Source organism: Alistipes ihumii AP11, assembly GCF_025144665.1.
GTDB classification, from domain to species: Bacteria; Bacteroidota; Bacteroidia; order Bacteroidales; family Rikenellaceae; genus Alistipes_A; species Alistipes_A ihumii.
In genome coordinates, this window is sequence record NZ_CP102294.1 from 1,360,774 (window position 1) to 1,382,534 (window position 21,761).

Genomic DNA, 21,761 nt, shown 5'->3' on the forward strand with positions numbered 1-21,761 from the left:
CAAGCTCCGACCATACCGTCACACCTGCAACAAAGGAAAAAGACAAAAGCTTCACCTTCCGTCACTTTCAGAAACGACGGCTCCCTCCCGCCGATAAGACAACGACAGCATGAACAATTTTGCATTATTTATTGCATTTTTGTCCGAGATTTTCTCCTTGCATGCGTCTTAGGGTCCGTCCTGTCAGGACTCCGGGAAGATACAGGCAGGATCGACGGACATTCAGGAGTACGCCTCATACACCCGACAGACCGCGCACCGGGCACAGACACTCGGATACTGCGCTCCGAAGCGAACGAGCCGCCGAAAAAAAACGAAGGGGGTCCCATAAACAGCCCCTCTGGAACAGATCCCGAAAGATTCCGATTCCGGGACAACCGGCGGAACGTCCGGAACATTCCGCCGAGGGCGATCGCAATGCAGGATTCACGCATGTTCGGACGTATGCTGTTGCAAGCATTTCCCTCGGGACAACCGGACCTGCAGCCGTTCCGGAACAAAACCCGGAACGGCCCGAGCGCGGCGGGGATTATGTCCCGACGCCGTAACGAAACGGAGAAGGGGAAGCGGCCGGACCGGTCGCGGGAACGAACCGCCCTCGAAGAATACGACGAATACGAACAAAAAAGGAGCCCTGCATCGCTGCAAGGCTCCTTAAGGAGGCGGCTACCTACTCTCCCACATGTGACTGCAGTACCATCGGCGTAAGCGGGCTTAACTTCTCTGTTCGGAATGGGAAGAGGTGGGACCCCACTGCTATAACCACCTAAAACTCTACCGCATCTGCGGCCTGTGTCGTAAAGTTCCTCGACTCAAACGTCCCGTGCGGAACATTTGACGATTCAGGATGAGAAAAGGGCCCTCTTCAGAAAGTGCTCAGGCTATTAGTACCGCTCGGCTTTGACATCGCTGCCTTTACACCTGCGGCCTATCAACGTAGTAGTCTCCTACGGCCTTCAAGGGAAATCTTATCTTGGGGAAGGCTTCGTGCTTAGATGCTTTCAGCACTTATCCTGTCCGAACATGGCTACTGAGCAATGCACCTGGCGGCACAACTCATACACCAGAGGTTCGTCCAACCCGGTCCTCTCGTACTAAGGTCAGGACCCCTCAAATTTCCTACGCCCGCAACAGATAGAGACCGAACTGTCTCACGACGTTCTGAACCCAGCTCGCGTGCCACTTTAATCGGCGAACAGCCGAACCCTTGGGACCTTCTCCAGCCCCAGGATGTGACGAGCCGACATCGAGGTGCCAAACCGCCGCGTCGATATGAGCTCTTGGCGGCGATCAGCCTGTTATCCCCGGAGTACCTTTTATCCTTTGAGCGATGGCCAGTCCACACAGAACCACCGGATCACTATGCCCTGCTTTCGCACCTGGTCGACTTGTGAGTCTCGCAGTCAAGCACCCTTGTGCCATTGCACTCTGCGCACGGTTACCATTCGTGCTGAGGGTACCTTGGGAAGCCTCCGTTACGCTTTTGGAGGCGACCACCCCAGTCAAACTACCCACCAAACGGTGTCCCCTGAACAGGGTTAGAATTCAAATACACAAAGGGCAGTATTTCAACGGCGACTCCACGATACCTGGCGGTACCGCTTCGCAGTCTCCTGCCTATCCTACACATCATGCACCCAAATTCAGCGTTAAGCTGCAGTAAAGGTTCACGGGGTCTTTTCGTCCCGTTGCGGGTACCCGGCATCTTCACCGGGACTACAATTTCACTGAGCTCACGGACGAGACAGTGTCCAGATCATTACACCATTCGTGCAGGTCGGAACTTACCCGACAAGGAATTTCGCTACCTTAGGACCGTTATAGTTACGGCCGCCGTTTACTGGGGCTTCGATTCAATGCTTCGCTTGCGCTAACATCCCCTCTTAACCTTCCAGCACCGGGCAGGTGTCAGGCCATATACGTCTTCTCTCGAATTAGCATAGCCCTATGTTTTTGTTAAACAGTTGCCTGGACCTTTTCGCTGCGCCCCACTCACGTGGGGACCCCTTATCCCTAAGTTACGGGGTCAATTTGCCTAGTTCCTTATCCGTGATTCACTCAAGCACCTGAGGATACTCTCCTCGACCACCTGTGTCGGTTTACGGTACGGGCGATGCATACCTGAAGCTTAGAAGTTTTTCTCGGAAGCTTGCTTGGGCTGACTATCCGATTGGCCGTAGCCGCTCGGTACTGTCGAGTTTCAGCAAAACGTCGCTATTAACGTCGTCCTATACCTACGCTCTTTAACCAACAATTCCGTATGTTGGCGCAGCTTACGCTTCTCCGTCCCTCCGTCGCAGTATGCATCGGTATCGGAATATTAACCGATTGTCCATCGAGATCACCTGACGGCTTACCCTTAGGACCCGACTAACCCTGATCCGATTAGCGTTGATCAGGAAACCTTGGTCTTGCGGTGGGCGGGTTTCTCTCCCGCCTTATCGTTACTTATGCCTACATTTGCTTTTCCATAAACTCCACCATGCCTTACGACACGGCTTCAACGTCGATGGAATGCTCCCCTACCACTCCGTAGAGTCCATAGCTTCGGCGATACACTTGATGCCCGTTTATTATCCACGCACAACCGCTCGACTAGTGAGCTGTTACGCACTCTTTAAATGAATAGCTGCTTCCAAGCTAACATCCTAGCTGTCGCTGCAGTCGCACATCGTTAGTTCAACTTAGTGTATTCTTCGGGGCCTTAGATGATGGTCTGAGTTGTTCCTCTTTTGTCGCCGGACATTAGCACCCGGCGGCTCACTGCTGCAAAACATAATACTGGCATTCGGAGTTTGTCAGGATTTGGTAGGCGGTGAAGCCCCCGCATCCAATCAGTAGCTCTACCTCCAGTATACTATTGCAACGCTGCTCCTAAAAGCATTTCGGGGAGTACGAGCTATTTCCCAGCTTGATTAGCCTTTCACCCCTACCCACAAGTCATCCGAAAACTTTTCAACGTTTACCGGTGCGGACCTCCAGGTGGTTTTACCCAACTTTCATCCTGCTCATGGGTAGATCGCAAGGTTTCGCGTCTACAACCACTAACTTTGCGCCCTATTCAGACTCGCTTTCGCTTCGGCTCCGGACCTTATAGCCCTTAACCTCGCTAGTGATTAGTAACTCGTAGGCTCATTATGCAAAAGGCACGCCGTCACGGCACTAAGCCGCTCCGACAGGTTGTAAGCGTACGGTTTCAGGTTCTTTTTCACTCCCCTGTTCGGGGTACTTTTCACCTTTCCCTCACGGTACTGGTCCACTATCGGTCTCTTGGGAGTATTTAGCCTTGCGGGGTGGTCCCCGCGGGTTCTGACAGGATTCCTCGTGTCCCGCCATACTCAGGATACTGCTTCCGCTTACACAACTTACCGGTACGGGACTTTCACCCTCTATGGTCACGCTTTCCAGCATGTTCTCGTTCGTTCGTATTAAGATTTCGCAGTCCTACAACCCCGACGTTGCCGTAACAACACCGGTTTGGGCTATTTCCTTTTCGCTCGCCACTACTCGGGAAATCGATGTTTCTTTCTCCTCCTCCTATTACTTAGATGTTTCAGTTCATAGGGTTCGCTCATCTCTCGATGTGACAGATCTCCTATCTGCCGGGTTGCCCCATTCGGATATCTGCGGATCAACTCTCTTTTGCAAATCCCCGCAGCTTTTCGCAGCTTAACACGTCCTTCTTCGCCTCCAAGAGCCTAGGCATCCCCCGTACGCCCTTGCTTACTTTCTTTACGCCTCCTATCCCTTACAGGACAGGAGCCCCTTTCTCATCCTTAAATCTGTCAAAGAACTTCAACCCTCTCCCAAAAATGCGGTCGAAACCGCATCCTCGGTCGGATTTCGTGGAGAATAAGGGAGTCGAACCCTTGACCCCCTGCTTGCAAAGCAGGTGCTCTAGCCAACTGAGCTAATTCCCCAATCTCTTTTATGGTAGTCCCGAGCGGACTTGAACCGCTGACCCCTACATTATCAGTGTAGTGCTCTAACCAACTGAGCTACGGGACTGGTTGTGTATCGTGGGACTTACATATCATAAAAAACTGGTATCGAGAAAAACAGTAAAGATTCGTATTCATCTTTAAGTAATCGTACTCTCCAGAAAGGAGGTGTTCCAGCCGCACCTTCCGGTACGGCTACCTTGTTACGACTTAGCCCCAGTCATCGGTTTTGCCCTAGGACGCTCCTTGCGGTCACGTACTTCAGGCACCCCCAACTCCCATGGCTTGACGGGCGGTGTGTACAAGGCCCGGGAACGTATTCACCGCGCCATGGCTGATGCGCGATTACTAGCGAATCCAACTTCATGGAGGCGAGTTTCAGCCTCCAATCCGAACTGAGACCGGCTTTCGAGATTGGCATCCTGTCACCAAGTAGCTACCCTCTGTACCGGCCATTGTAACACGTGTGTCGCCCCGGACGTAAGGGCCGTGCTGATTTGACGTCATCCCCACCTTCCTCTCGGCTTACACCGGCAGTCCCGCTAGAGTGCCCAGCTTGACCTGATGGCAACTAACGGTAGGGGTTGCGCTCGTTATGGGACTTAACCCGACACCTCACGGCACGAGCTGACGACAACCATGCAGCACCTAGTTTCGCGCCCCGTAGGGAAGACCGATTTCTCGATCCGTCGCTAACTTTCAAGCCCGGGTAAGGTTCCTCGCGTATCATCGAATTAAACCACATGTTCCTCCGCTTGTGCGGGCCCCCGTCAATTCCTTTGAGTTTCATTCTTGCGAACGTACTCCCCAGGTGGATAACTTAACGCTTTCGCTAAGTCACCGACTGTGTATCGCCGGCAACGAGTTATCATCGTTTACTGCGTGGACTACCAGGGTATCTAATCCTGTTCGCTCCCCACGCTTTCGTGCCTCAGCGTCAGTAATAGCTTGGAAAGCTGCCTTCGCAATCGGTGTTCTGTGTGATATCTAAGCATTTCACCGCTACACCACACATTCCGCCTTCCGCAACTACACTCTAGTCTCTCAGTATCAGAGGCAATTTCGACGTTGAGCGTCGAGCTTTCACCTCTAACTTAAAAAACAGCCTACGCACCCTTTAAACCCAATAAATCCGGATAACGCTCGGATCCTCCGTATTACCGCGGCTGCTGGCACGGAGTTAGCCGATCCTTATTCGTACGATACTTTCAAGCAGATACGCGTATCTGGGTTTACCCTCGTACAAAAGCAGTTTACAATGCATAGCACATTCATCCTGCACGCGGCATGGCTGGTTCAGACTTCCGTCCATTGACCAATATTCCTCACTGCTGCCTCCCGTAGGAGTCTGGTCCGTGTCTCAGTACCAGTGTGGGGGGAAAACCTCTCAGTCCCCCTATGTATCATCGCCATGGTGAGCCGTTACCTCACCATCTAGCTAATACAACGCATGCCCATCTCCAACCACCGAAGCTTTCAACTCCGACAGATGCCTGTCGGAATATTATGGGGTATTAGACCAAATTTCTTCGGATTATCCCCCTGTTGAAGGTAGGTTGCATACGCGTTACGCACCCGTCCGCCGGTCGCCGGCAAGAGTACCGAAGTACTCTATCCGATGCCCCTCGACTTGCATGTGTTAGGCCTGCCGCTAGCGTTTATCCTGAGCCAGGATCAAACTCTCCATTGTAAAAAAATTATAAAGATTTTAGAGTCCTGACTACTTAAATTTCCTTTAAAGGAATTGATAAATACTGCACTTTACTTGTTTTTCTCAAACAATACCAGTAATTCAAAGAACCTATTTCGCGTTCTAAAACGTTCGCAAAAGTCGCTAAAAAAATCGCTCGGAATTCTGAGCGAATCGGACTGCAAAGATAAGAGAAGTTATCTTAACTTCCAAATTTTTCAGAGAAAAATTCGCGAACCTCATTTTAAGAACTTGCCCGCTAAACCGTGTTGCTTTCGTTTAGCGGGTGCAAATGTAGGGACTTTTTCGGACTCTCCAAATTTTCGGGAACTTTTTTTGCGATTTTCGTGCATTTTTCCCGTTCTCATACTACAAGTCCCTGCGCACGACCCCAAACAAATCACTGATTAACAGATAGAAACCACCAAATCTCATATCCTGCGCAAAACCTGCCCCCGAAAACAAACAAAGACCCCGTTTACAAAAAATTCGGCGAACGCTTCTTATCGAGACTCCGAAAACGGAGTGGACCGACGGGCCGAATCCACGAAAAGCGAGGAGAAAATGTCCGGAATCGACCCGCTCTATACGAAAGATCGCTTTACGTTATCCGGAAACGGAAACAAAAACGGCCCGAAAACCGCGGATCGGACAAAGCTCAAAGGATCGGCCCGCACCCGAATACGACGCGCTCATACCGACCGGCGGAGACGTGTCCTTTTCCGAATCGGCAAACCGGAATATCACGAAGAAGTCGCAGACGAAGAGGGCGCCCGACACAGAAGCTATAAAAAGACACGGTACGGATCGGTTCTCCGATCCGTACCGTGGAAACATCAAGAGAGGCAATCAGCCGCTCAATCAATAGGACCGGGCGAACAGCACCCGGCGGTGGGACGGCTTGCCGCTGACGATGCAGACGCCTTCTTCGGCCGGAGCATCGACAGGAATGCAACGGATCGTAGCCTTGGTTTCGGCTTTGATCAACTCCTCGGTCTCGGGCGTCCCGTCCCAATGCGCCAGAATGAAACCGCCCTTCTCGTCGAGCACACGCTTGAACTCGTCGTACGTGTCGACCCGGGTAATCATGCTGTCGCGGAAACGCAGGGCCTTCGCATAGATATTGGCCTGAATCTCGTCGAGCAATCCTTCCACCCGGTCGGCCAGGCCCTCTTGCGAAACGGTCTCCTTGCTCAGCGTATCGCGACGGAACAGCTCGATCGTGCCGCCCGCCAGATCGCGCGGTCCCATCGCCAAACGAACCGGAACGCCCTTGAGCTCGTATTCGGCGAACTTGAAGCCCGTGCGCACGTTATCGCGCGTATCGATCTTGACGCTGATTCCTCGCTTTTTCAATTCGGCAGCCAGGCCTTCAAGCTGCCCGGCGATCCGCTCCAGCTCCTCGGTTCCTTTATAGATAGGAATCATCGCGACCTGGATCGGAGCCAGCTTGGGCGGAAGCACCAAGCCGTTGTTATCGGAGTGCGCCATAATGAGCGCGCCCATCAGACGGGTGGAAACGCCCCACGAAGTCGCCCAAACGTATTCGAGCTTGCCTTCCCGGCTGGTGAACTGCACGTCGAACGCCTTGGCGAAGTTCTGCGCAAGGAAATGGGAGGTTCCGCTCTGAAGCGCCTTACCGTCCTGCATCAGCGCCTCGATCGTCAGCGTGTCCTCGGCTCCCGCGAAACGCTCGCTGTCGCTCTTGTGACCGACGATCACCGGCAGGCTCATCCACTTTTCGGCGAACTCCGCATACACGCCGATCATTTTTTTCGCCTCGGCCAACGCCTCCTCCTTGGTTTCGTGGGCCGTGTGCCCCTCCTGCCACAGAAATTCGGCCGTGCGCAGGAAAAGCCGCGTGCGCATCTCCCAGCGCACCACGTTGGCCCACTGGTTGCACAGAATCGGCAGATCGCGGTATGACTGAATCCAGTTCTTATATGTATTCCAAATGATCGTCTCGGAAGTGGGACGAACGATCAGCTCCTCCTCGAGCTTCGCGTCCGGGTCGACGATCACGCCTTTTCCCTCGGGATCGTTCTTCAGGCGATAGTGCGTCACCACCGCGCACTCCTTGGCGAAGCCCTCTACGTGGTGGGCCTCCTTGCTGAAAAACGACTTGGGTATGAACAGCGGGAAATAGGCGTTCTCGTGACCGGTATCCTTGAACATCTGGTCGAGCGCCCGCTGCATTTTCTCCCAGATCGCATAGCCGTACGGCTTGATGACCATGCAGCCGCGCACGGCCGAATTCTCGGCCAAGCCGGCCTTCACGACCAGATCGTTATACCATTGGGAGTAGTTTTCCTCCCGCGAAGTCAGTTCCTTGAGCTCCTTTGCCATATTCTGTCAATCTTGGTTTGTTTCCGCAAATCCCGTCGGGCCGGCCCGGAAGCCGGCAATCGAAGGCCGGATTCGGCGATCGGCCCGCTCCAACCTTGCAAAGGTAAGCTAAATTTACCTTTTTCGTAAAAATTAGCTACCTTTGAATACGGATTCTTTCGACCGGAAGAGTAAGAAACAAACGGTCCGTGCAACGCCGCAAGGGGCGGAGGAATCTTACACGAAAAGCCCCGGGCCGATAAAAAAACCGGACGGAAGCATAACTTTTCGGGTATGATTTTCGTTATATTCAGAAATAAGGGATGAGTTCCGCCGCACGGGCAAAAACGGCGCAACCGAACAACGAACGATCAATGCATACGATCATGAAAAGGAGAAGAATACTCAACATGCTGGGCATCATGGCGGCAGCCGTCGCGACGGCAGGCTGCAGTTCGAGCATGTACAGCTCGTCCTCCCCGGTCGCCGGCGACGACCTGTATGCCACCCACGACCGCAAGGCGCTGATGGAGGCGGAAATCGAAAGACGGGCTCAGGAGATCGCGGCGGAAAAGGCCGCCAGAGCGGCCGCCGAAGCCCAGCGGGAAGAAGCGGCACGCCAACTGGCCGAGTACAGGGAATCGGAAGACGCGCAATACGACGGGATTCTGTCGGACGGCTATGCGGACTCGTACGAGAAACGGCTGCGCGGCTTCACTCCGTCGGAAGACGAGGAACCGGCCCCCAAGACAGTCTATGTCTCGGCATACGACCCGGCCTATTTCAACGTAACGGTCATCGGCGATCAGGTATGGGTCGAGCCCAAGTACGTCTCGTCGCTCTACGGCACATGGGGCAGCAGCGTAACGGTGAACCTCGGCCTGTGGGGCTGGGGAGGACCGTCATGGAGCTGGGGGTGGAACTGGGCCCCCTACTCATGGTACGCCCGCTGGGGTTGGGGTCCCTATTACGGATGGGGATACCCCTATTATGCCAGCTGGGGATGGGGTTGGGGTTACCCCTATTACTACGGCTGGGGATGGGGCGGCTATTATCCGCACCACCATTGGGGAGGAGGAGGTCCTCACTACGGATATAACCACAGAAATACGGTCTACGGAAGACCCCGGACCGGATCGGGCGGCACCGTCTCGTCCGTCACGGGAAGCATGGGACGGACGGGATACCGCCGGGGCGGCACCGCGACCTACGGCCCGTCGAGAGGTTCGTCGACCGGCATCGGCTCGTCGAGCGGCACAGGCTATCGCCGGGGATCCTCCGGTACGAGAGTTACCGGCGGCATCTCGTCAGGCAATTCGTCGGGGAACAGCGGCACCTCGTACCGTCGAGGAAGCGGCAGTTCGTCGATCGGCAACAGCCAAAGCGGCTATATGCCGGGCAACGGCTCGTCGGGAAGCTATCGCCGCGGCAGCACGACAGGCGGAAACAGCGGCATCTCGTCGGGAAGCAGCTATAACCGCGGGGGCGGAAGCTTCGGCGGCGGAGGCTATAGCGGAGGCGGAGGCCGCTCGACGGGAGGCTCCTCGGGTGGCGGAGGAGGTTACAGGAGATAAGTGTCCGGACAAAGCGGACGTGCGTCCGGCCCCGTTCTTCACCGATTTCCAGCTAAACTGAAGCAGAAAATATAAACGACCGAATTCATGAAACTTTCAAAATCCGTTATGTTCGGCGCCGCAGCCTGCCTGTTGAGCACGAGCGCCTCGGCTCAGGCGGCAGGAGACCTGCTCGCGCTGTCGCAATACAACTATTCGTTCTCGACGGCACGCAGCGCCGCGCTGGGAGGCGCATTCACGTCGCTCGGCGCCGACCTGTCGTCGATGAGCATCAATCCGGCCGGGCTGGGCATGTACATGAGCTCCGATTTCGGGATCAGCCCGTCGCTGACATGGAACAACATGCAAAGCACCTATCTGGGCACGAAAAGCGATTACTCGAGAACGCGCTTCACGCTGGGCAATCTGGGCATGGCGTTCAACCTGTACCAGGGCAGCGGAACGCTGACGAGCTTCACGCTCGGCGTGGGCTACTCGAAACTGGCCGACTTCAACACGACTTCGGCCGCCTACGGACAGGGGATCGACAAATCGATCACGGACGTGCTGGCCGAATACATGAACGGCGTCCCCCTCTCGTCGCTGGGCCACCCCGACAACGATCCCTACCAGCCTTTCCGACGCGCGGACGTCGGCCTGTGGGGCGGCATTCTGGCATACCAGACGGGGATACTCGACCCGATGAGCGACGCGCAGGACAATAAGCAATATACCGTAGCGAACAATCTGGCCACCGGCTCGCGGATCAATCCGTCGATGCGCAACGTCAACAAGGGAAGCATCGACGAGTACAGCATATCGGGAGGCTTCAACATCCAGAACATCCTCTATCTGGGATTCACCATCGGCATTCAGGACATTCTCTACCGCAACGACAACTACTATGCGGAAACATACGACAACAACCCGCTTCCGCTCAACGGAATGAACTATATCCGCTCGCTGCACCTCGACGGCACGGGCGTCAACTTCAAGTTCGGCGCCGTCGTCCGACCCGTCGAAAACCTGCGCATCGGCGTAGCCGTGCATACGCCGACGCTGGTCAGCATCAACGAAGAATACATCGAGTGGATGTCGGCCGACTACAAGAACACGGCGCGCGGCGAACTGCTGGACAGTCCTCGCTCGCTGAACGAGTACGATATCAACACCCCGACCCGACTCCTGACGGGCATCTCCTACACGCTGCCGGGCGTAGGACTGATCACGGCGGACTACGAGCGGGTCTGGTACAACCGGATGAAGCTGCGCAACATGGGAACCGAGAACTGGGATTTCCAGCAGACGATCAACAACGAGGTCTCGAGCTTCTACCAGCCGGCGAACAATTTCCGTGTCGGCATCGAGGCCACGCCTGCCCAGAATTTCTACATCCGGGCAGGATACGCCAACTACGGGGAGTGTATCGCGACCAGAGACGCGTTCAACAACATGTCGAGCATCAACTCGTACGAAAACTACTCGGCCGGTCTGGGCTTCCGGTTCCAAAACATGTATGTCGATCTGGCCTATATCTATACCGAATATAAATACGCGCCGTACACGATGTTCTATTACGGCGATCCGGACTACGTGGTCAATCCGGGCAACGTGGAAACGAAGCAGAGCCGTAACACGATCACGATGTCGGTAGGCGTCAGGTTCTGACCCGTCGTCGCCCGATTCGACAGATCGGCCGGGGCGCTACGCGCTCCGGCCGATCTGATTATTATGCTTATAAAACCACTGTAGTCCCATACGATGCTCCGGCTCCTTTCCGACGACCTCGATGACGACCACGACATCCGGTTCCTCGAGAGTCATACGCGGAGAGCAAGAAAAATCAAAATTCCACGCCTTCTCCATGCGAAGCAGGAGCGGGCTGAAACGAGCCGAACGGAGAACGCTTCCCCGGAAACGGAATGCAAAGCCGGCGGATCAGATCTCGACCAGATTGTTTTTGATCGCGTAAACGACCAGATTGGCCGTATTCTTACAACCCGTCTTGGCCAGAATGTTCGAGCGATGCTTGTCGACCGTCCGCTTGGAAATGAACAGCGCGTCGGCGATCTCGTTGTTCGACTCGCCCCGGCAGATATGCAGCAGAATCTCGGACTCGCGCTGCGACAGCTGCTCGGCACTGTCGTCCGGAACGGCCGAAGGCGCCGACTTCAGGTTGCTGACCAGATTGAAAAGAAGCTCTTGCGAGAAGAAGCTCCCTCCCTCGACGACGGCCTCGATGGCGGCCACGACATCCTTGATATCGGAGTTTTTCAGGATGAATCCCTTGACGCCGAGCGACACCATGCGGAAATAGTAGTCCTCGTCGCCGTACATGGACAACGTGATGATCTTCAGGCCGGGCCACCGTCTGAGCGCCTCTTCGGCAGCCGCGATGCCGTTCATCTTGGGCATCTCGATATCGAGGAGCACGACGTCGGGCAGGCTTCTTTCCAACAGTTCCAGTAACTCGAGGCCGTTGGAGGCCTCGGCGACGACCTCGAATCCCTCGATGCCGCCGAGCAGGGTACGAAGCCCGTTGCGGAACAGCGTGTGATCGTCGGCCAATACGATTTTACAGGGTACGCTCATAATTTCCGGATTATCATATGTGAACTTCGACCAGCGCTTTCATGCCCCGACCGGGCGAGCTCGACAGGGTGAAGTCGCCTTTGAGCGAACTGATGCGGGAGCGAATATTGGCAATGCCCATACCCTCCTGCTGCTCGACCCCGCCGGTTTCGAAACCGCATCCGTTATCCCGGTAGTCGAGCCGGATCAGGCTGTCGATGCGGATCAGCGACACCGAGGCCTCGGCTGCGCCCGAATGCTTGATGCTGTTGTTTATCAACTCGCAGATGACCCGATAGAGAATCACCTCGATGTCGGCATCGAAACGCTCGGCATGCAGATTGGTCGAAAAATGAATCCGCATGCCGCTGTGCGGCAGCCTGCCGATAAAATTGGACACGGCGCGAGCCAGTCCGAAGTCTTTCAGAATATGCGGGCTCAGATTGACCGAAATCTCGCGCAGACTGCGGATGGCCTCGTCGATTACGTAGCTGGCGTTTCGCAGAATCTCGCGGCTGCGCTCGTCGGTCTTATCGGCCGCCAGCGCCGAAACGGACATCTTGGCCGACGAGAGCAAAGGCCCCAGCCCGTCGTGCAGATCCTTCGAGAAGCGCAGCCTCTCTTTTTCCTCGGTGCGCAACACGGTATTCAGTATGCGGCGCTCGCTGATCCGGCGCTGGTTCTCGGTACTGGCGATGTAGTTGAAAATCCGCTTGACGAGCAGCATGCCGAGCGCGACGCAGAGCGACGTGACGACGCCCATCCACACGAAAAACTCAGGCGGCAGGCGCAGGATCGTCTTCAGGCTCGTGATCTGGACGTATTCGGCCAAGCGCATAAACGCCATGCACGTAAGAGCCACCGTGAACAGCATCCACGAAAGATTGTACTTGGTCCGGCGTATCAGGCCGATCGCGACGATGGCGGCCACGATTTGCAGTACGACGGAAATGATCAGCAGAATTTCGATAACCATAAGCCCTTTCTCATGACGCCGGCCCGACCGCCGCTCCGAATTTCATGGCCCGGCCTCTACGACGCGCACGGTGCGGTCCGATCGCCGGCGCTTCCGACATACAAAAAAAACAAAAAACGCGCGGATTGCCAAATCGGCGCAAAACGAAGGCAGGCGGTCGTACGACCGCCTGCCCCGAAAACGGTACAGTCCCTGAGACTATTTCGAAAACACTCTCTTCTTTTCCTTGATACGGGCTTTCTTGCCGGTCAGACCGCGCAGATAGTAGATGCGGGCCCGGCGCACGACGCCTACCTTGTTGACCTCGATATGGTCGATGTGGGGCGAATAGAGCGGGAAGATACGTTCCACGCCGATGCCGTCGGAAATCTTACGGATCGTGAACATTTTGGTAATACCGCTGCCCTTGATCTGAATTACGGTGCCGCGGAAACTCTGCAGACGCTCCTTGCTGCCCTCGACGATCCTGTACGTCACGGTAATCGTGTCGCCGCTCTTGAACGAGGGGACGTCCGGCTTCACCCACATGGAGTCTTGGGCGATCTTGATCAAATTATCCATTTCGATAAACGTTTAATTTACAGTGGGAATATTACGGGCCCCTACGTCCTCATAAGAGATTCCTGCACTTTCGGAGTGCAAAGATAGCGCTTTTCGCCGAAAAAACAATTCTTTACCGAAAAAACGGACGCCCCCGGACCGGGACAGCCGGCATATTCCGTACAGGTTGCGCGCCCGCAATCTGCACGTCAGGCGATACGGCCCGTCACGACAGACTTGATCAAAACAAGCAGGAAACGACCGCTACGCCGGAACCCGGCCCCGAAAAAATCAAGCGGCCGTTCAGCCATCGCGGACGGAGAACACCCCTCCGCCCGCCAGGCGTACGGCCCATCCTGCGCCCTCGGACAAAGCGCAAAGACCGCCTATCTGACTATTCGGACATATCCCTCCTTGCGCGGCTTGCAGGGCGAAACCGCGCCGTCGGGGTAACCCAGCGATATGGCGCCGACACCCGTCAGTCCCTCGGGCAAACCCAGCTCACGGACCATCAGGTCATGACCTTCGGATGTACGGAACATCTCGATCTCGCGGTTGATCCAGCATGAGCCCAATCCCAAGGCGTGAGCCGCCAACATCATGTTTTCCAGCACGCACGAGGCATCCTGAACCGCATTCCGGCTGTCGGCCGGAGCAAAAACGAGCACGACGGTAGGCGCATCGTAATACGGATTGCCCTTCGATCCCATGATTTCGGCATTCATGCGCGCCAGACGGTCGAGCAGATCGGGCCGTTGCACGGCCACGATCCACGGGTCCTGCCGCCCCATACTCGTCGGCGCGAACGTACCGGCCTCGAGTACGGCGGCGAGCTCGCGGTCTTCGATTTGCACCGGACGATAGCGGCGGCAACTGCGCCGCGTTTTGATAAGCTCCAGCAATTTATTTTCCATAACACCCGTTTTATGCAAATATAGGAATATTTGCCGTCACGTCGTTCGATTTCCGTTCCGCTTCCCGCCTATGCGTTCCGGACGCGGCCGAAACGGCCGACACATAGATCGTGTACGACACGAACGGGGAAAAGACACTGGCCCCGATCCGCATCGCAAGCCGAGCCGCTTCCGCCGTTTTCGGAGAGCGGAGGAAGCAGCCGGCCGACAATCCGCAGGCAAGCGAAGCCGCCCTAAAACCGAAGGAAGAAGCAACCGGACCGGACTATTGCAGGCGGCCGTCGTTTGACCGACCGGCGCGGTCGGCCGCCGATTTTTTACTATCTTTGCTGCCTATGAAAAAGACGAGCGAGAAGACGGCGAACAAGCCGCTGATATTTCTGACCAACGACGACGGGGTGAACGCGAAGGGACTGCGCATGCTGATCGAAACGCTGCGCCAGGAGGCCCGCTTGCTGGTCGTCGCCCCCGAGCAGGCGCAAAGCGGCATGGGACACGCCATTACGCTGACGCGGCCGCTGTATCTGAAAAAGGTAACCGACGAGCCGGGCCTGAGCGTGTATGCCTGCAACGGCACGCCGGTCGACTGCGTGAAAATCGCCTTCGACTGCATGATGCTAGGCAAGGAGATGCCGTCGCTGGTCGTCTCGGGCATCAACCACGGCTCGAACTCGGCGATCAACGTACTCTACTCGGGCACGATGGGCGCAGCGATCGAAGGCGGCTTCTACGACATTCCGTCGATCGGCTTCTCGCTGCTCGACCATGACGAGGACGCCGACTTCAGCGCGGCCCTCTCGTACGTGCGCCCGATCATAGAGCGGGCGATGAACTCGGACGCGCTGGGACGGCCGCTCTGCCTGAACGTCAACGTTCCGAACCTGCCGGCAGACCGAATCAAGGGAATCAAGGCGTGCCGGCAGAACCGGGGCTTCTGGCGCGAGGAGTTCGAACGCAGGCAGGACCCGAGGGGACAGGACTATTACTGGCTCACGGGCTATTTTCACAACACGGAGCCCGGAGCGCAGGATACCGACGAGTGGGCGCTCGATCACGGCTACGTGTCGATCGTGCCGATCCAAGTCGACCTGACCAACTACTGCCAGCTCGAGCGGATGAAACGATGGGAAGATGACCGACGACCGGCCACGGCAAACCGCCCCGTATCGGACAACCGGCAGGTTTTGCCGAAAAAGTAATTCCGCAGGGAAGCAAACGGATGATCAAGAAATGTTATCGCTTTTTCGGCAACCGCACCGCCAGACAGCAAAAGTGGCTCAACGCCATGTCGCATGAAGGATACCGTCTGATCAGAACGGGCAAGATCTCGTACGAATTCGAGCGTTGCCGTCCGGACGAATACCGGTACTGCGTAGAATCCGTGACGCACCTGTCCTACCAAGATGAGAAAGCATACCGCAACTCTCTGGAAGAGAAAGGATATAAAGTATTTTACAAAAACATCAATCTGAATTATTCGATCGGCAAGGTACGCTGGAGGCCCTTTGCAGGCAAATACGGCCGAATCGCCACGTCGCCCGGCAATTTCAACAAGGAACTATTGATCGTGGAAATGCCGGGCAGCCGGCTGCGCAGCTACGACAGCCGCGAGTAAAGCGACATTCCTACCTCCCGACCGTCCAAACCCGAAATCCGCCCGACGCCAAACCGACAATCCCCCGATAAAAAAGCCCTTGCACGCTTCCGGCGGCAAGGGCTTTATCGGTCGGTCCCAAAACTATTCGGTTTCCCAGTCGTACCCGTCCTTGCGATCCTTGACCCGGATGCCGACCGAGGCAAGCCCGTCGCGGATCCGGTCGGACGTCGCCCAATCCTTGGCCGCTTTGGCCTGCTGGCGGATATCGAGCACCATATCGACGACCGAGGCGAGCATCTGCGAGTTGTCGCCCGCCAAATCGTCCCTCAGCCCCAGAATGTCGAACACGAACAGCCGCACGACGCGCGCGAGCTCTTTCAGATCGGCCTCCGAGATCGTCCGGTGACCGTCGTAAATCTGGTTGATCGTCCGCACGCAGTCGAACAGCACGGAAATCACCACCGGCGTATTCAGATCGTCGTCCATCGCAGCCACGCAGCGCCGTTCGACGTCCGACACGTCGACGGTGGAGACGGCGGAAGGTTTCAGCTTCGGAAGCGTAGCGACGGCTTTCATCAGCCGCTCGTAGCCTTTCTCGGCAGCCTGAAGCGCCTCGTTCGAAAAGTCGAGCGTGCCGCGATAATGGGCCTGCAGGATGAAAAATCGGATTGTCATCGGCGAATAGGCCTGCTCAAGCAGCTTGTGCCGGCCGGTCGTGAGTTCCTCGAGCGTAATGAAGTTGCCGAGCGACTTGCCCATTTTCTGGCCGTTGATCGTAATCATGTTATTGTGCATCCAGTAACGGGCCGAGTCGTGGCCGCAAGCGGCCGTGCTCTGCGCGATCTCGCACTCGTGATGCGGGAACATCAGGTCCATGCCTCCCCCGTGTATGTCGAACGTCTCGCCCAAGTAGCGCGTACTCATCGCGGAGCACTCCATATGCCAACCGGGGAATCCGTCGCTCCACGGAGACGGCCAGCGCATGATATGCTCTTTCGAGGCTTTTTTCCACAGCGCGAAATCGAACGGTCCCCGCTTGTCGCCCTGACCGTCGAGCGTTCGCGTGTTGGCCTGCATCTCGTCGAGCACGCGGCCCGACAACTTGCCATAGCGGTACTTGCGGTCGTAAGCCTCGACGTCGAAATAGACCGAACCGTTGCTCACATAGGCGAAGCCCTTCTCGAGAATGGCCTTCGTCATCTCGATCTGCTCGATGATATGACCCGAAGCGCGGGGTTCGATACTCGGCGGAAGCACGTTCAGGGCGCGCATCGCATCGTGGTAACGGTCGGTATAATACTGCGCGACCTCCATCGGCTCGAGCTGCTCGAGACGGGCTTTCTTGGCGATCTTGTCCTCGCCCTCGTCGGCATCGTGCTCGAGGTGGCCGACGTCGGTGATGTTGCGCACGTAGCGCACCTTATAGCCCGTCGCTTTCAGATAGCGAAACAACAGGTCGAACGTAACGGCCGGACGCGCATGTCCCAAATGCGGATCGCCGTAAACGGTGGGACCGCAGACGTACAGACCGACGAAAGGCGGCTCGAGCGGTTCGAAGCGCTCTTTGCGGCGCGAAAGCGTATTGTATAAGGAAAGCGTGGACTTCATGGTTCGGCGAACTTTGATACGAGGCGTAAAATTACAAACTTTCCCGGTATGTTCAGACTAAAATGCGGATTATGCCGTTATTTTTCTAATTTTGCAGGGATTATGCGCCGGCGTTCCGGCCGATACGGCCGGAACGCTCTCCGGAATTTCACATAACGCAAAACAACAGCATGCAGTACAGTTTCAAGAAACTCAACCTGATCGTCGGCTGGCTCAGCTTCGTCCTCGCGTCGACGGTTTACCTTCTGACGATGGAGCCCACGGCCAGCTTCTGGGATTGCAGCGAGTTTATCGCGACGTCGTACAAGCTCGAGGTAGGACACCCTCCCGGAGCGCCGCTCTTCATGATGATCTCGCGCTTCTTCACGATGTTCGGAGGCCCCGGACAGGCGGCCGTGCTCGTCAACTCGATGTCGGCGCTGGCGAGCGGGGCGACGGTCATGTTCCTGTTTTGGACGATCACGCATCTGGCCCGGCGCGCGATGCGCAAAAGCGGCGACGAGCTGACTCTGCCGCAGACGATCGCGGTACTCGGAGCCGGACTCATCGGAGCGGGAGCCTACACGTTCACCGATACGTTCTGGTTCTCGGCCGTCGAGGGAGAGGTATACGCGCTGTCGTCGATGTTCACGGCACTCGTTTTCTGGGCGATCCTCAAATGGGAGAACGTGGCCGACGAGCCGCACGCGAACCGCTGGATCGTACTGATCGCCTATCTGACGGGACTCGCCATCGGCGTTCACCTGCTGAACCTGCTGATCATTCCGCCGATCGCGCTGATATATTACTTCCGCAAGTATCCCCGCGTGACGAAATGGGGCGTCGTCAAGTCCCTGCTCGTTTCGGCCGCCGTGCTGATCTTCGTGATGAAATTCATCATCGCGGGCACGGTCAATCTGGGCGCTTTCTTCGACCGCATGTTCGTCAACGGACTCGGCCTGCCGGTCAACTCGGGCATCACGTTCTTCGCCCTCGCGCTGCTGGCGGCTCTCGGATGGGGCGTCTACTGGACGCACAAGCGGGGCAAAGTGCTTGCCAACACGATTCTTTTATGCACGGCAGTCATTATCGTCGGATACGGTTCGTACGCGTCGGTCATCATCCGCTCGGCGGCGAACCCTCCGATGAATAGCAACGCCCCGAGTAACCCGTACGGACTGCTGTCGCTGCTGAACCGCGACCAGTACGGCGCCCGGCCGCTGTTCAAGGGTCCTTACTACTCGTCGCCTGTGGCGGGAATCAAGGAGAGCACGGTATATTACGAAGACGAAGGAAAGTACAAGGCGGCCAAGACGGTTACTGCGCGGGAATACGATCCCCGATTCGAATTCTTCTTTCCCCGCATGTACTCGGACAAGGAATCGGATATCAAAGCCTACAAGAACTGGGTCGATATCGAAGGGCGCCAGATCCCGTACGACGACGAGACGGTGACCGTCCCGACGTTCGCCGAGAACCTGAAATTCTTCTTCGCCTACCAACTGAACTTCATGTACTGGCGCTACTTTCTGTGGAACTTCGTCGGACGCCAGAGCGACATACAGTCCACCGGCGAGATCACGGACGGCAACTGGCTGTCGGGAATCAACGCCGTAGACCGGATTTTCCTCGGGCCGCAGGATAATCTGCCGCAGGAACAGGCTTCGAACAAAGGACGCAACACGTACTACTTCCTGCCGTTCATTCTGGGAATCATCGGACTGATCTACCAGCTCAACCGGGACGGCCGTAACTTCTCGGTCGTGATGGCCTTCTTCATCATGACCGGCGTCGCGATCGCCGTCTACCTGAACTCGCCGCCGGCCGAGCCGCGCGAGAGGGACTACGTGTTCGCCGGCTCGTTCTACGCTTTCGCGATGTGGATCGGATTCGGAGTGCCTGCCCTCTACGAGGCGTTCAAGCGCTGGTTCAAGAAGGACGGAGCGGCGACGGCCGTCGCCGCCACGCTCATCGGAGCCGTCGTACCGACGATACTGGCCGCCCAGAACTGGGACGACCACGACCGGTCGCACCGCTATGTGGCGCGCGATTTCGGAGAAAACTACCTGAACTCCACGCTGCCGAACGCCATCATCATGAATTACGGCGACAACGACACGTTCCCGCTGTGGTACGCCCAAGAGGTGGAAGGAGTCCGCAAGGACGTGCGGGTGATGAACATGAGCTACCTGGGCGCCGAGTGGTACATCGATCAGATGCGCATCAAGAGCAACGACTCGGACCCGCTTCCGTTCTCGCTGCCGAGGTCCAAGTACACTTATCGGAACGAAACGGTACTCATTCAGGAGCTGTTCAACAGGCCCATTCCGGCCAAACAGCTCATCGAGTGGATCGCGTCGGAAGACCCGAGAACCATGCTTCCGATGACAAGCGGCGAGAAGATGGACTTTCTGCCCTCTCGCCAGATCGCGATCCCGGTCAATAAGCAGAACGCGATCGAAAGCGGTATCGTCAAACCCGAGGACGCTCACCTGATGGTCGACACGGTTTATCTGAACATCAACCCGAACAAGCACTATCTGACGCGGGACGAGCTGATGCTGATCGACTTGCTGGCCAATTTCGACTGGAAGCGGCCGATCTACTTCACGCAATTCTCCTCCCCCGCGTCGCTCGGTCTGAAGGATTATCTGCAACTCGACGGCTTCGCATACCGTTTCGTGCCGATCCGGACGCCCAGCGCGCCAGCTAAAAAGACCAGCGACTACCTGAAGGTCGGCCGCATCGACAGCGAGTATCTGTACGACAAGCTGATGAACCAGTTTCGGTACGGCAATATCGACGATCCGAGAGTTTACGCCGACCATACGATTCAGACGAACTTCCGGGCGACGTTCACCAGAGGCCTGTACGCCCAACTGGCCGACCAGCTGCTCGCCGAAGGCGACACGACGCGGGCCGTCGAGGTGCTCGACTCCGTCGTGCGAAGAATTCCGTTCAGCCAGATCCGGCACGACTATCTGACGACGATTCCGCTGATCGAGTCGTACTACAAGGCCGGAGCCTTCGATAAGGGCAACGCGATACTGGAAGACTACGCCCAGAATCTGGAGCAGTACATCGACCACTACCTGCGTTTCACCGGAAAAACCAAAGAACTCGTCGAGCCTCAACTGTACGACAATTTGCAGAATCTGCTCGAGCTTCATCAGACTGCCGCCGACTTCGGGCAGCAGGAACAGATCGAGCGACTCGATCAATACTTCCAGTCGATCGGACTGACCGATCAATAAATGCCGAGCGCACGACTTACCGACCACCGGCAGCCGTCCTTCTCCCGCACATATGCGGAAGCGGCTGCCGGTCGCGGATAAAACCCATGCCAAGACACATGTTAAGAACTTGTCTTCAGGCCGGCCGGATCGAAGCCGGGTGCGACGAAGCCGGTCGCGGACCGCTGGCCGGTCCCGTCGCGGCGGCGGCCGTCATCCTGCCCGAGGGATGGAACCACCCGCTGCTGAACGACTCGAAAAAGATGAGCGAAAAAAACCGCTATCTGCTTCGGGAGACGATCGAGCGGGAAGCCGTGGCCTGGGCCGTCGAAATGGTATCGCCCGAGGAGATCGACCGGATCAATATCCTCAATGCCTCGTTCGCCGCCATGTCGCGGGCCGTCACCCGGCTGAAGGTCGTACCGCAGATGCTGCTCATCGACGGAAATCGGTTCCGCACGTCGCTCGACATTCCGTACGAGTGCATCGTCAAGGGCGACGCGACATTCGTTTCGATCGCCGCCGCCTCGGTTCTGGCAAAAACTTACCGGGACGACTACATGAACCGGATTGCGGAGGAATATCCGGTCTATAACTGGAAAAAGAACAAGGGCTATCCGACCCGCGAGCACCGCGAGGCCGTTATGCGGTACGGGCTCTCACCCTACCACAGGCTATCCTTCAGCTGCCATTTCGCCCAGCCGGATCTGTTCGGCGATCGGGAGCAAGCAACGAAGCCCTGACAGAAGAAGTCCGACACCCCGACGGACGCGGCTGTCTGTCCGACGAATGGACGAGCGGAACGGCGATCCGCCGAAAAACCGGAAAGGCGAA

At 56.6% G+C, this 21,761-nt stretch carries 12 protein-coding genes, 2 tRNA genes and 3 rRNA genes; 6 read left to right on the forward strand and 11 right to left on the reverse strand.

What is annotated here, in order from left to right:
• Positions 1-657: 657 nt before the first annotated feature.
• From rrf to proS, 6 genes are all read right to left on the reverse strand, one after another.
• A 5S ribosomal RNA gene (gene rrf, locus NQ491_RS05465) occupies positions 658-770 on the reverse strand.
• Positions 771-864: 94 nt separating this feature from the next.
• Positions 865-3,733 (reverse strand): 23S ribosomal RNA (locus NQ491_RS05470).
• A 113-nt stretch (positions 3,734-3,846) separates the two neighbouring features.
• Positions 3,847-3,920, reverse strand: a tRNA-Ala gene (locus tag NQ491_RS05475).
• An 11-nt stretch (positions 3,921-3,931) separates the two neighbouring features.
• Positions 3,932-4,008, reverse strand: a tRNA-Ile gene (locus tag NQ491_RS05480).
• A 94-nt stretch (positions 4,009-4,102) separates the two neighbouring features.
• Positions 4,103-5,631, reverse strand: a 16S ribosomal RNA gene (locus tag NQ491_RS05485).
• The 16S, 23S and 5S rRNA genes sit together here with 2 tRNA genes alongside, the layout of an rRNA operon.
• A gap of 861 nt (positions 5,632-6,492) precedes the next feature.
• Positions 6,493-7,977: a proline--tRNA ligase gene (gene proS, locus NQ491_RS05490; protein WP_019245896.1), complete on the reverse strand. Its 1,485-nt coding sequence runs from the start codon at positions 7,975-7,977 to the stop codon at positions 6,493-6,495.
• Between the two features lie 365 nt (positions 7,978-8,342).
• Here proS and NQ491_RS05495 point away from each other — a divergent pair, with 365 nt between their 5' ends.
• Complete coding sequence (locus NQ491_RS05495) at positions 8,343-9,530, forward strand: hypothetical protein (protein ID WP_026089647.1); 1,188 nt, start codon at positions 8,343-8,345, stop codon at positions 9,528-9,530.
• Positions 9,531-9,617: 87 nt separating this feature from the next.
• Positions 9,618-11,177, forward strand: coding sequence for an OmpP1/FadL family transporter (locus tag NQ491_RS05500; protein ID WP_147524796.1), 1,560 nt, complete (start codon positions 9,618-9,620; stop codon positions 11,175-11,177).
• 270 nt (positions 11,178-11,447) lie between these two features.
• Here the strand turns inward: NQ491_RS05500 and NQ491_RS05505 are convergent, their stop codons facing one another.
• From NQ491_RS05505 to NQ491_RS05520, 4 genes are all read right to left on the reverse strand, one after another.
• Positions 11,448-12,101 carry a response regulator transcription factor gene (locus tag NQ491_RS05505; protein ID WP_019245900.1) on the reverse strand — a complete coding sequence of 218 codons (654 nt, stop codon included), beginning with the start codon at positions 12,099-12,101 and terminating at the stop codon, positions 11,448-11,450.
• 13 nt (positions 12,102-12,114) lie between these two features.
• Positions 12,115-13,056 carry a sensor histidine kinase gene (locus tag NQ491_RS05510; RefSeq protein WP_019245901.1) on the reverse strand — a complete coding sequence of 314 codons (942 nt, stop codon included), beginning with the start codon at positions 13,054-13,056 and terminating at the stop codon, positions 12,115-12,117.
• A gap of 198 nt (positions 13,057-13,254) precedes the next feature.
• Positions 13,255-13,617 carry a 50S ribosomal protein L19 gene (gene rplS, locus NQ491_RS05515; RefSeq protein ID WP_019245902.1) on the reverse strand — a complete coding sequence of 121 codons (363 nt, stop codon included), beginning with the start codon at positions 13,615-13,617 and terminating at the stop codon, positions 13,255-13,257.
• A 365-nt stretch (positions 13,618-13,982) separates the two neighbouring features.
• Positions 13,983-14,510, reverse strand: coding sequence for a nitroreductase family protein (locus NQ491_RS05520; protein WP_019245903.1), 528 nt, complete (start codon positions 14,508-14,510; stop codon positions 13,983-13,985).
• A gap of 335 nt (positions 14,511-14,845) precedes the next feature.
• Between NQ491_RS05520 and surE the strand changes: the two genes are divergently transcribed.
• Positions 14,846-15,709, forward strand: a complete 864-nt coding sequence (surE, locus tag NQ491_RS05525) for a 5'/3'-nucleotidase SurE (protein WP_074431121.1) — start codon at positions 14,846-14,848, stop codon at positions 15,707-15,709.
• 20 nt (positions 15,710-15,729) lie between these two features.
• Positions 15,730-16,125 carry a DUF2812 domain-containing protein gene (locus NQ491_RS05530; protein ID WP_019245905.1) on the forward strand — a complete coding sequence of 132 codons (396 nt, stop codon included), beginning with the start codon at positions 15,730-15,732 and terminating at the stop codon, positions 16,123-16,125.
• A 123-nt stretch (positions 16,126-16,248) separates the two neighbouring features.
• Here the strand turns inward: NQ491_RS05530 and cysS are convergent, their stop codons facing one another.
• Positions 16,249-17,715, reverse strand: a complete 1,467-nt coding sequence (gene cysS / locus NQ491_RS05535; protein WP_019245906.1) for a cysteine--tRNA ligase — start codon at positions 17,713-17,715, stop codon at positions 16,249-16,251.
• Positions 17,716-17,885: 170 nt separating this feature from the next.
• Between cysS and NQ491_RS05540 the strand changes: the two genes are divergently transcribed.
• Both NQ491_RS05540 and NQ491_RS05545 read left to right on the forward strand, forming a co-directional pair.
• Positions 17,886-20,948: a glycosyltransferase family 117 protein gene (locus tag NQ491_RS05540; protein WP_019245907.1), complete on the forward strand. Its 3,063-nt coding sequence runs from the start codon at positions 17,886-17,888 to the stop codon at positions 20,946-20,948.
• A 98-nt stretch (positions 20,949-21,046) separates the two neighbouring features.
• Positions 21,047-21,670, forward strand: a complete 624-nt coding sequence (locus NQ491_RS05545) for a ribonuclease HII (protein WP_019245908.1) — start codon at positions 21,047-21,049, stop codon at positions 21,668-21,670.
• Positions 21,671-21,761 lie beyond the last annotated feature (91 nt).

Excerpts from the sequence above, each read along its gene's own strand:
- NQ491_RS05495 (WP_026089647.1), top strand. The coding sequence starts at position 8,343 with ATGAAAAGGAGAAGAATACTCAACATGCTGGGCATCATGGCGGCAGCC.
- proS (WP_019245896.1), bottom strand. The coding sequence starts at position 7,977 with ATGGCAAAGGAGCTCAAGGAACTGACTTCGCGGGAGGAAAACTACTCC.
- NQ491_RS05505 (WP_019245900.1), bottom strand. The coding sequence starts at position 12,101 with ATGAGCGTACCCTGTAAAATCGTATTGGCCGACGATCACACGCTGTTC.
- NQ491_RS05510 (WP_019245901.1), bottom strand. The coding sequence starts at position 13,056 with ATGGTTATCGAAATTCTGCTGATCATTTCCGTCGTACTGCAAATCGTG.
- cysS (WP_019245906.1), bottom strand. The coding sequence starts at position 17,715 with ATGAAGTCCACGCTTTCCTTATACAATACGCTTTCGCGCCGCAAAGAG.
- NQ491_RS05530 (WP_019245905.1), top strand. The coding sequence starts at position 15,730 with ATGATCAAGAAATGTTATCGCTTTTTCGGCAACCGCACCGCCAGACAG.
- surE (WP_074431121.1), top strand. The coding sequence starts at position 14,846 with ATGAAAAAGACGAGCGAGAAGACGGCGAACAAGCCGCTGATATTTCTG.
- NQ491_RS05540 (WP_019245907.1), top strand. The coding sequence starts at position 17,886 with ATGCAGTACAGTTTCAAGAAACTCAACCTGATCGTCGGCTGGCTCAGC.
- NQ491_RS05545 (WP_019245908.1), top strand. The coding sequence starts at position 21,047 with ATGTTAAGAACTTGTCTTCAGGCCGGCCGGATCGAAGCCGGGTGCGAC.
- NQ491_RS05500 (WP_147524796.1), top strand. The coding sequence starts at position 9,618 with ATGAAACTTTCAAAATCCGTTATGTTCGGCGCCGCAGCCTGCCTGTTG.
- rplS (WP_019245902.1), bottom strand. The coding sequence starts at position 13,617 with ATGGATAATTTGATCAAGATCGCCCAAGACTCCATGTGGGTGAAGCCG.
- NQ491_RS05520 (WP_019245903.1), bottom strand. The coding sequence starts at position 14,510 with ATGGAAAATAAATTGCTGGAGCTTATCAAAACGCGGCGCAGTTGCCGC.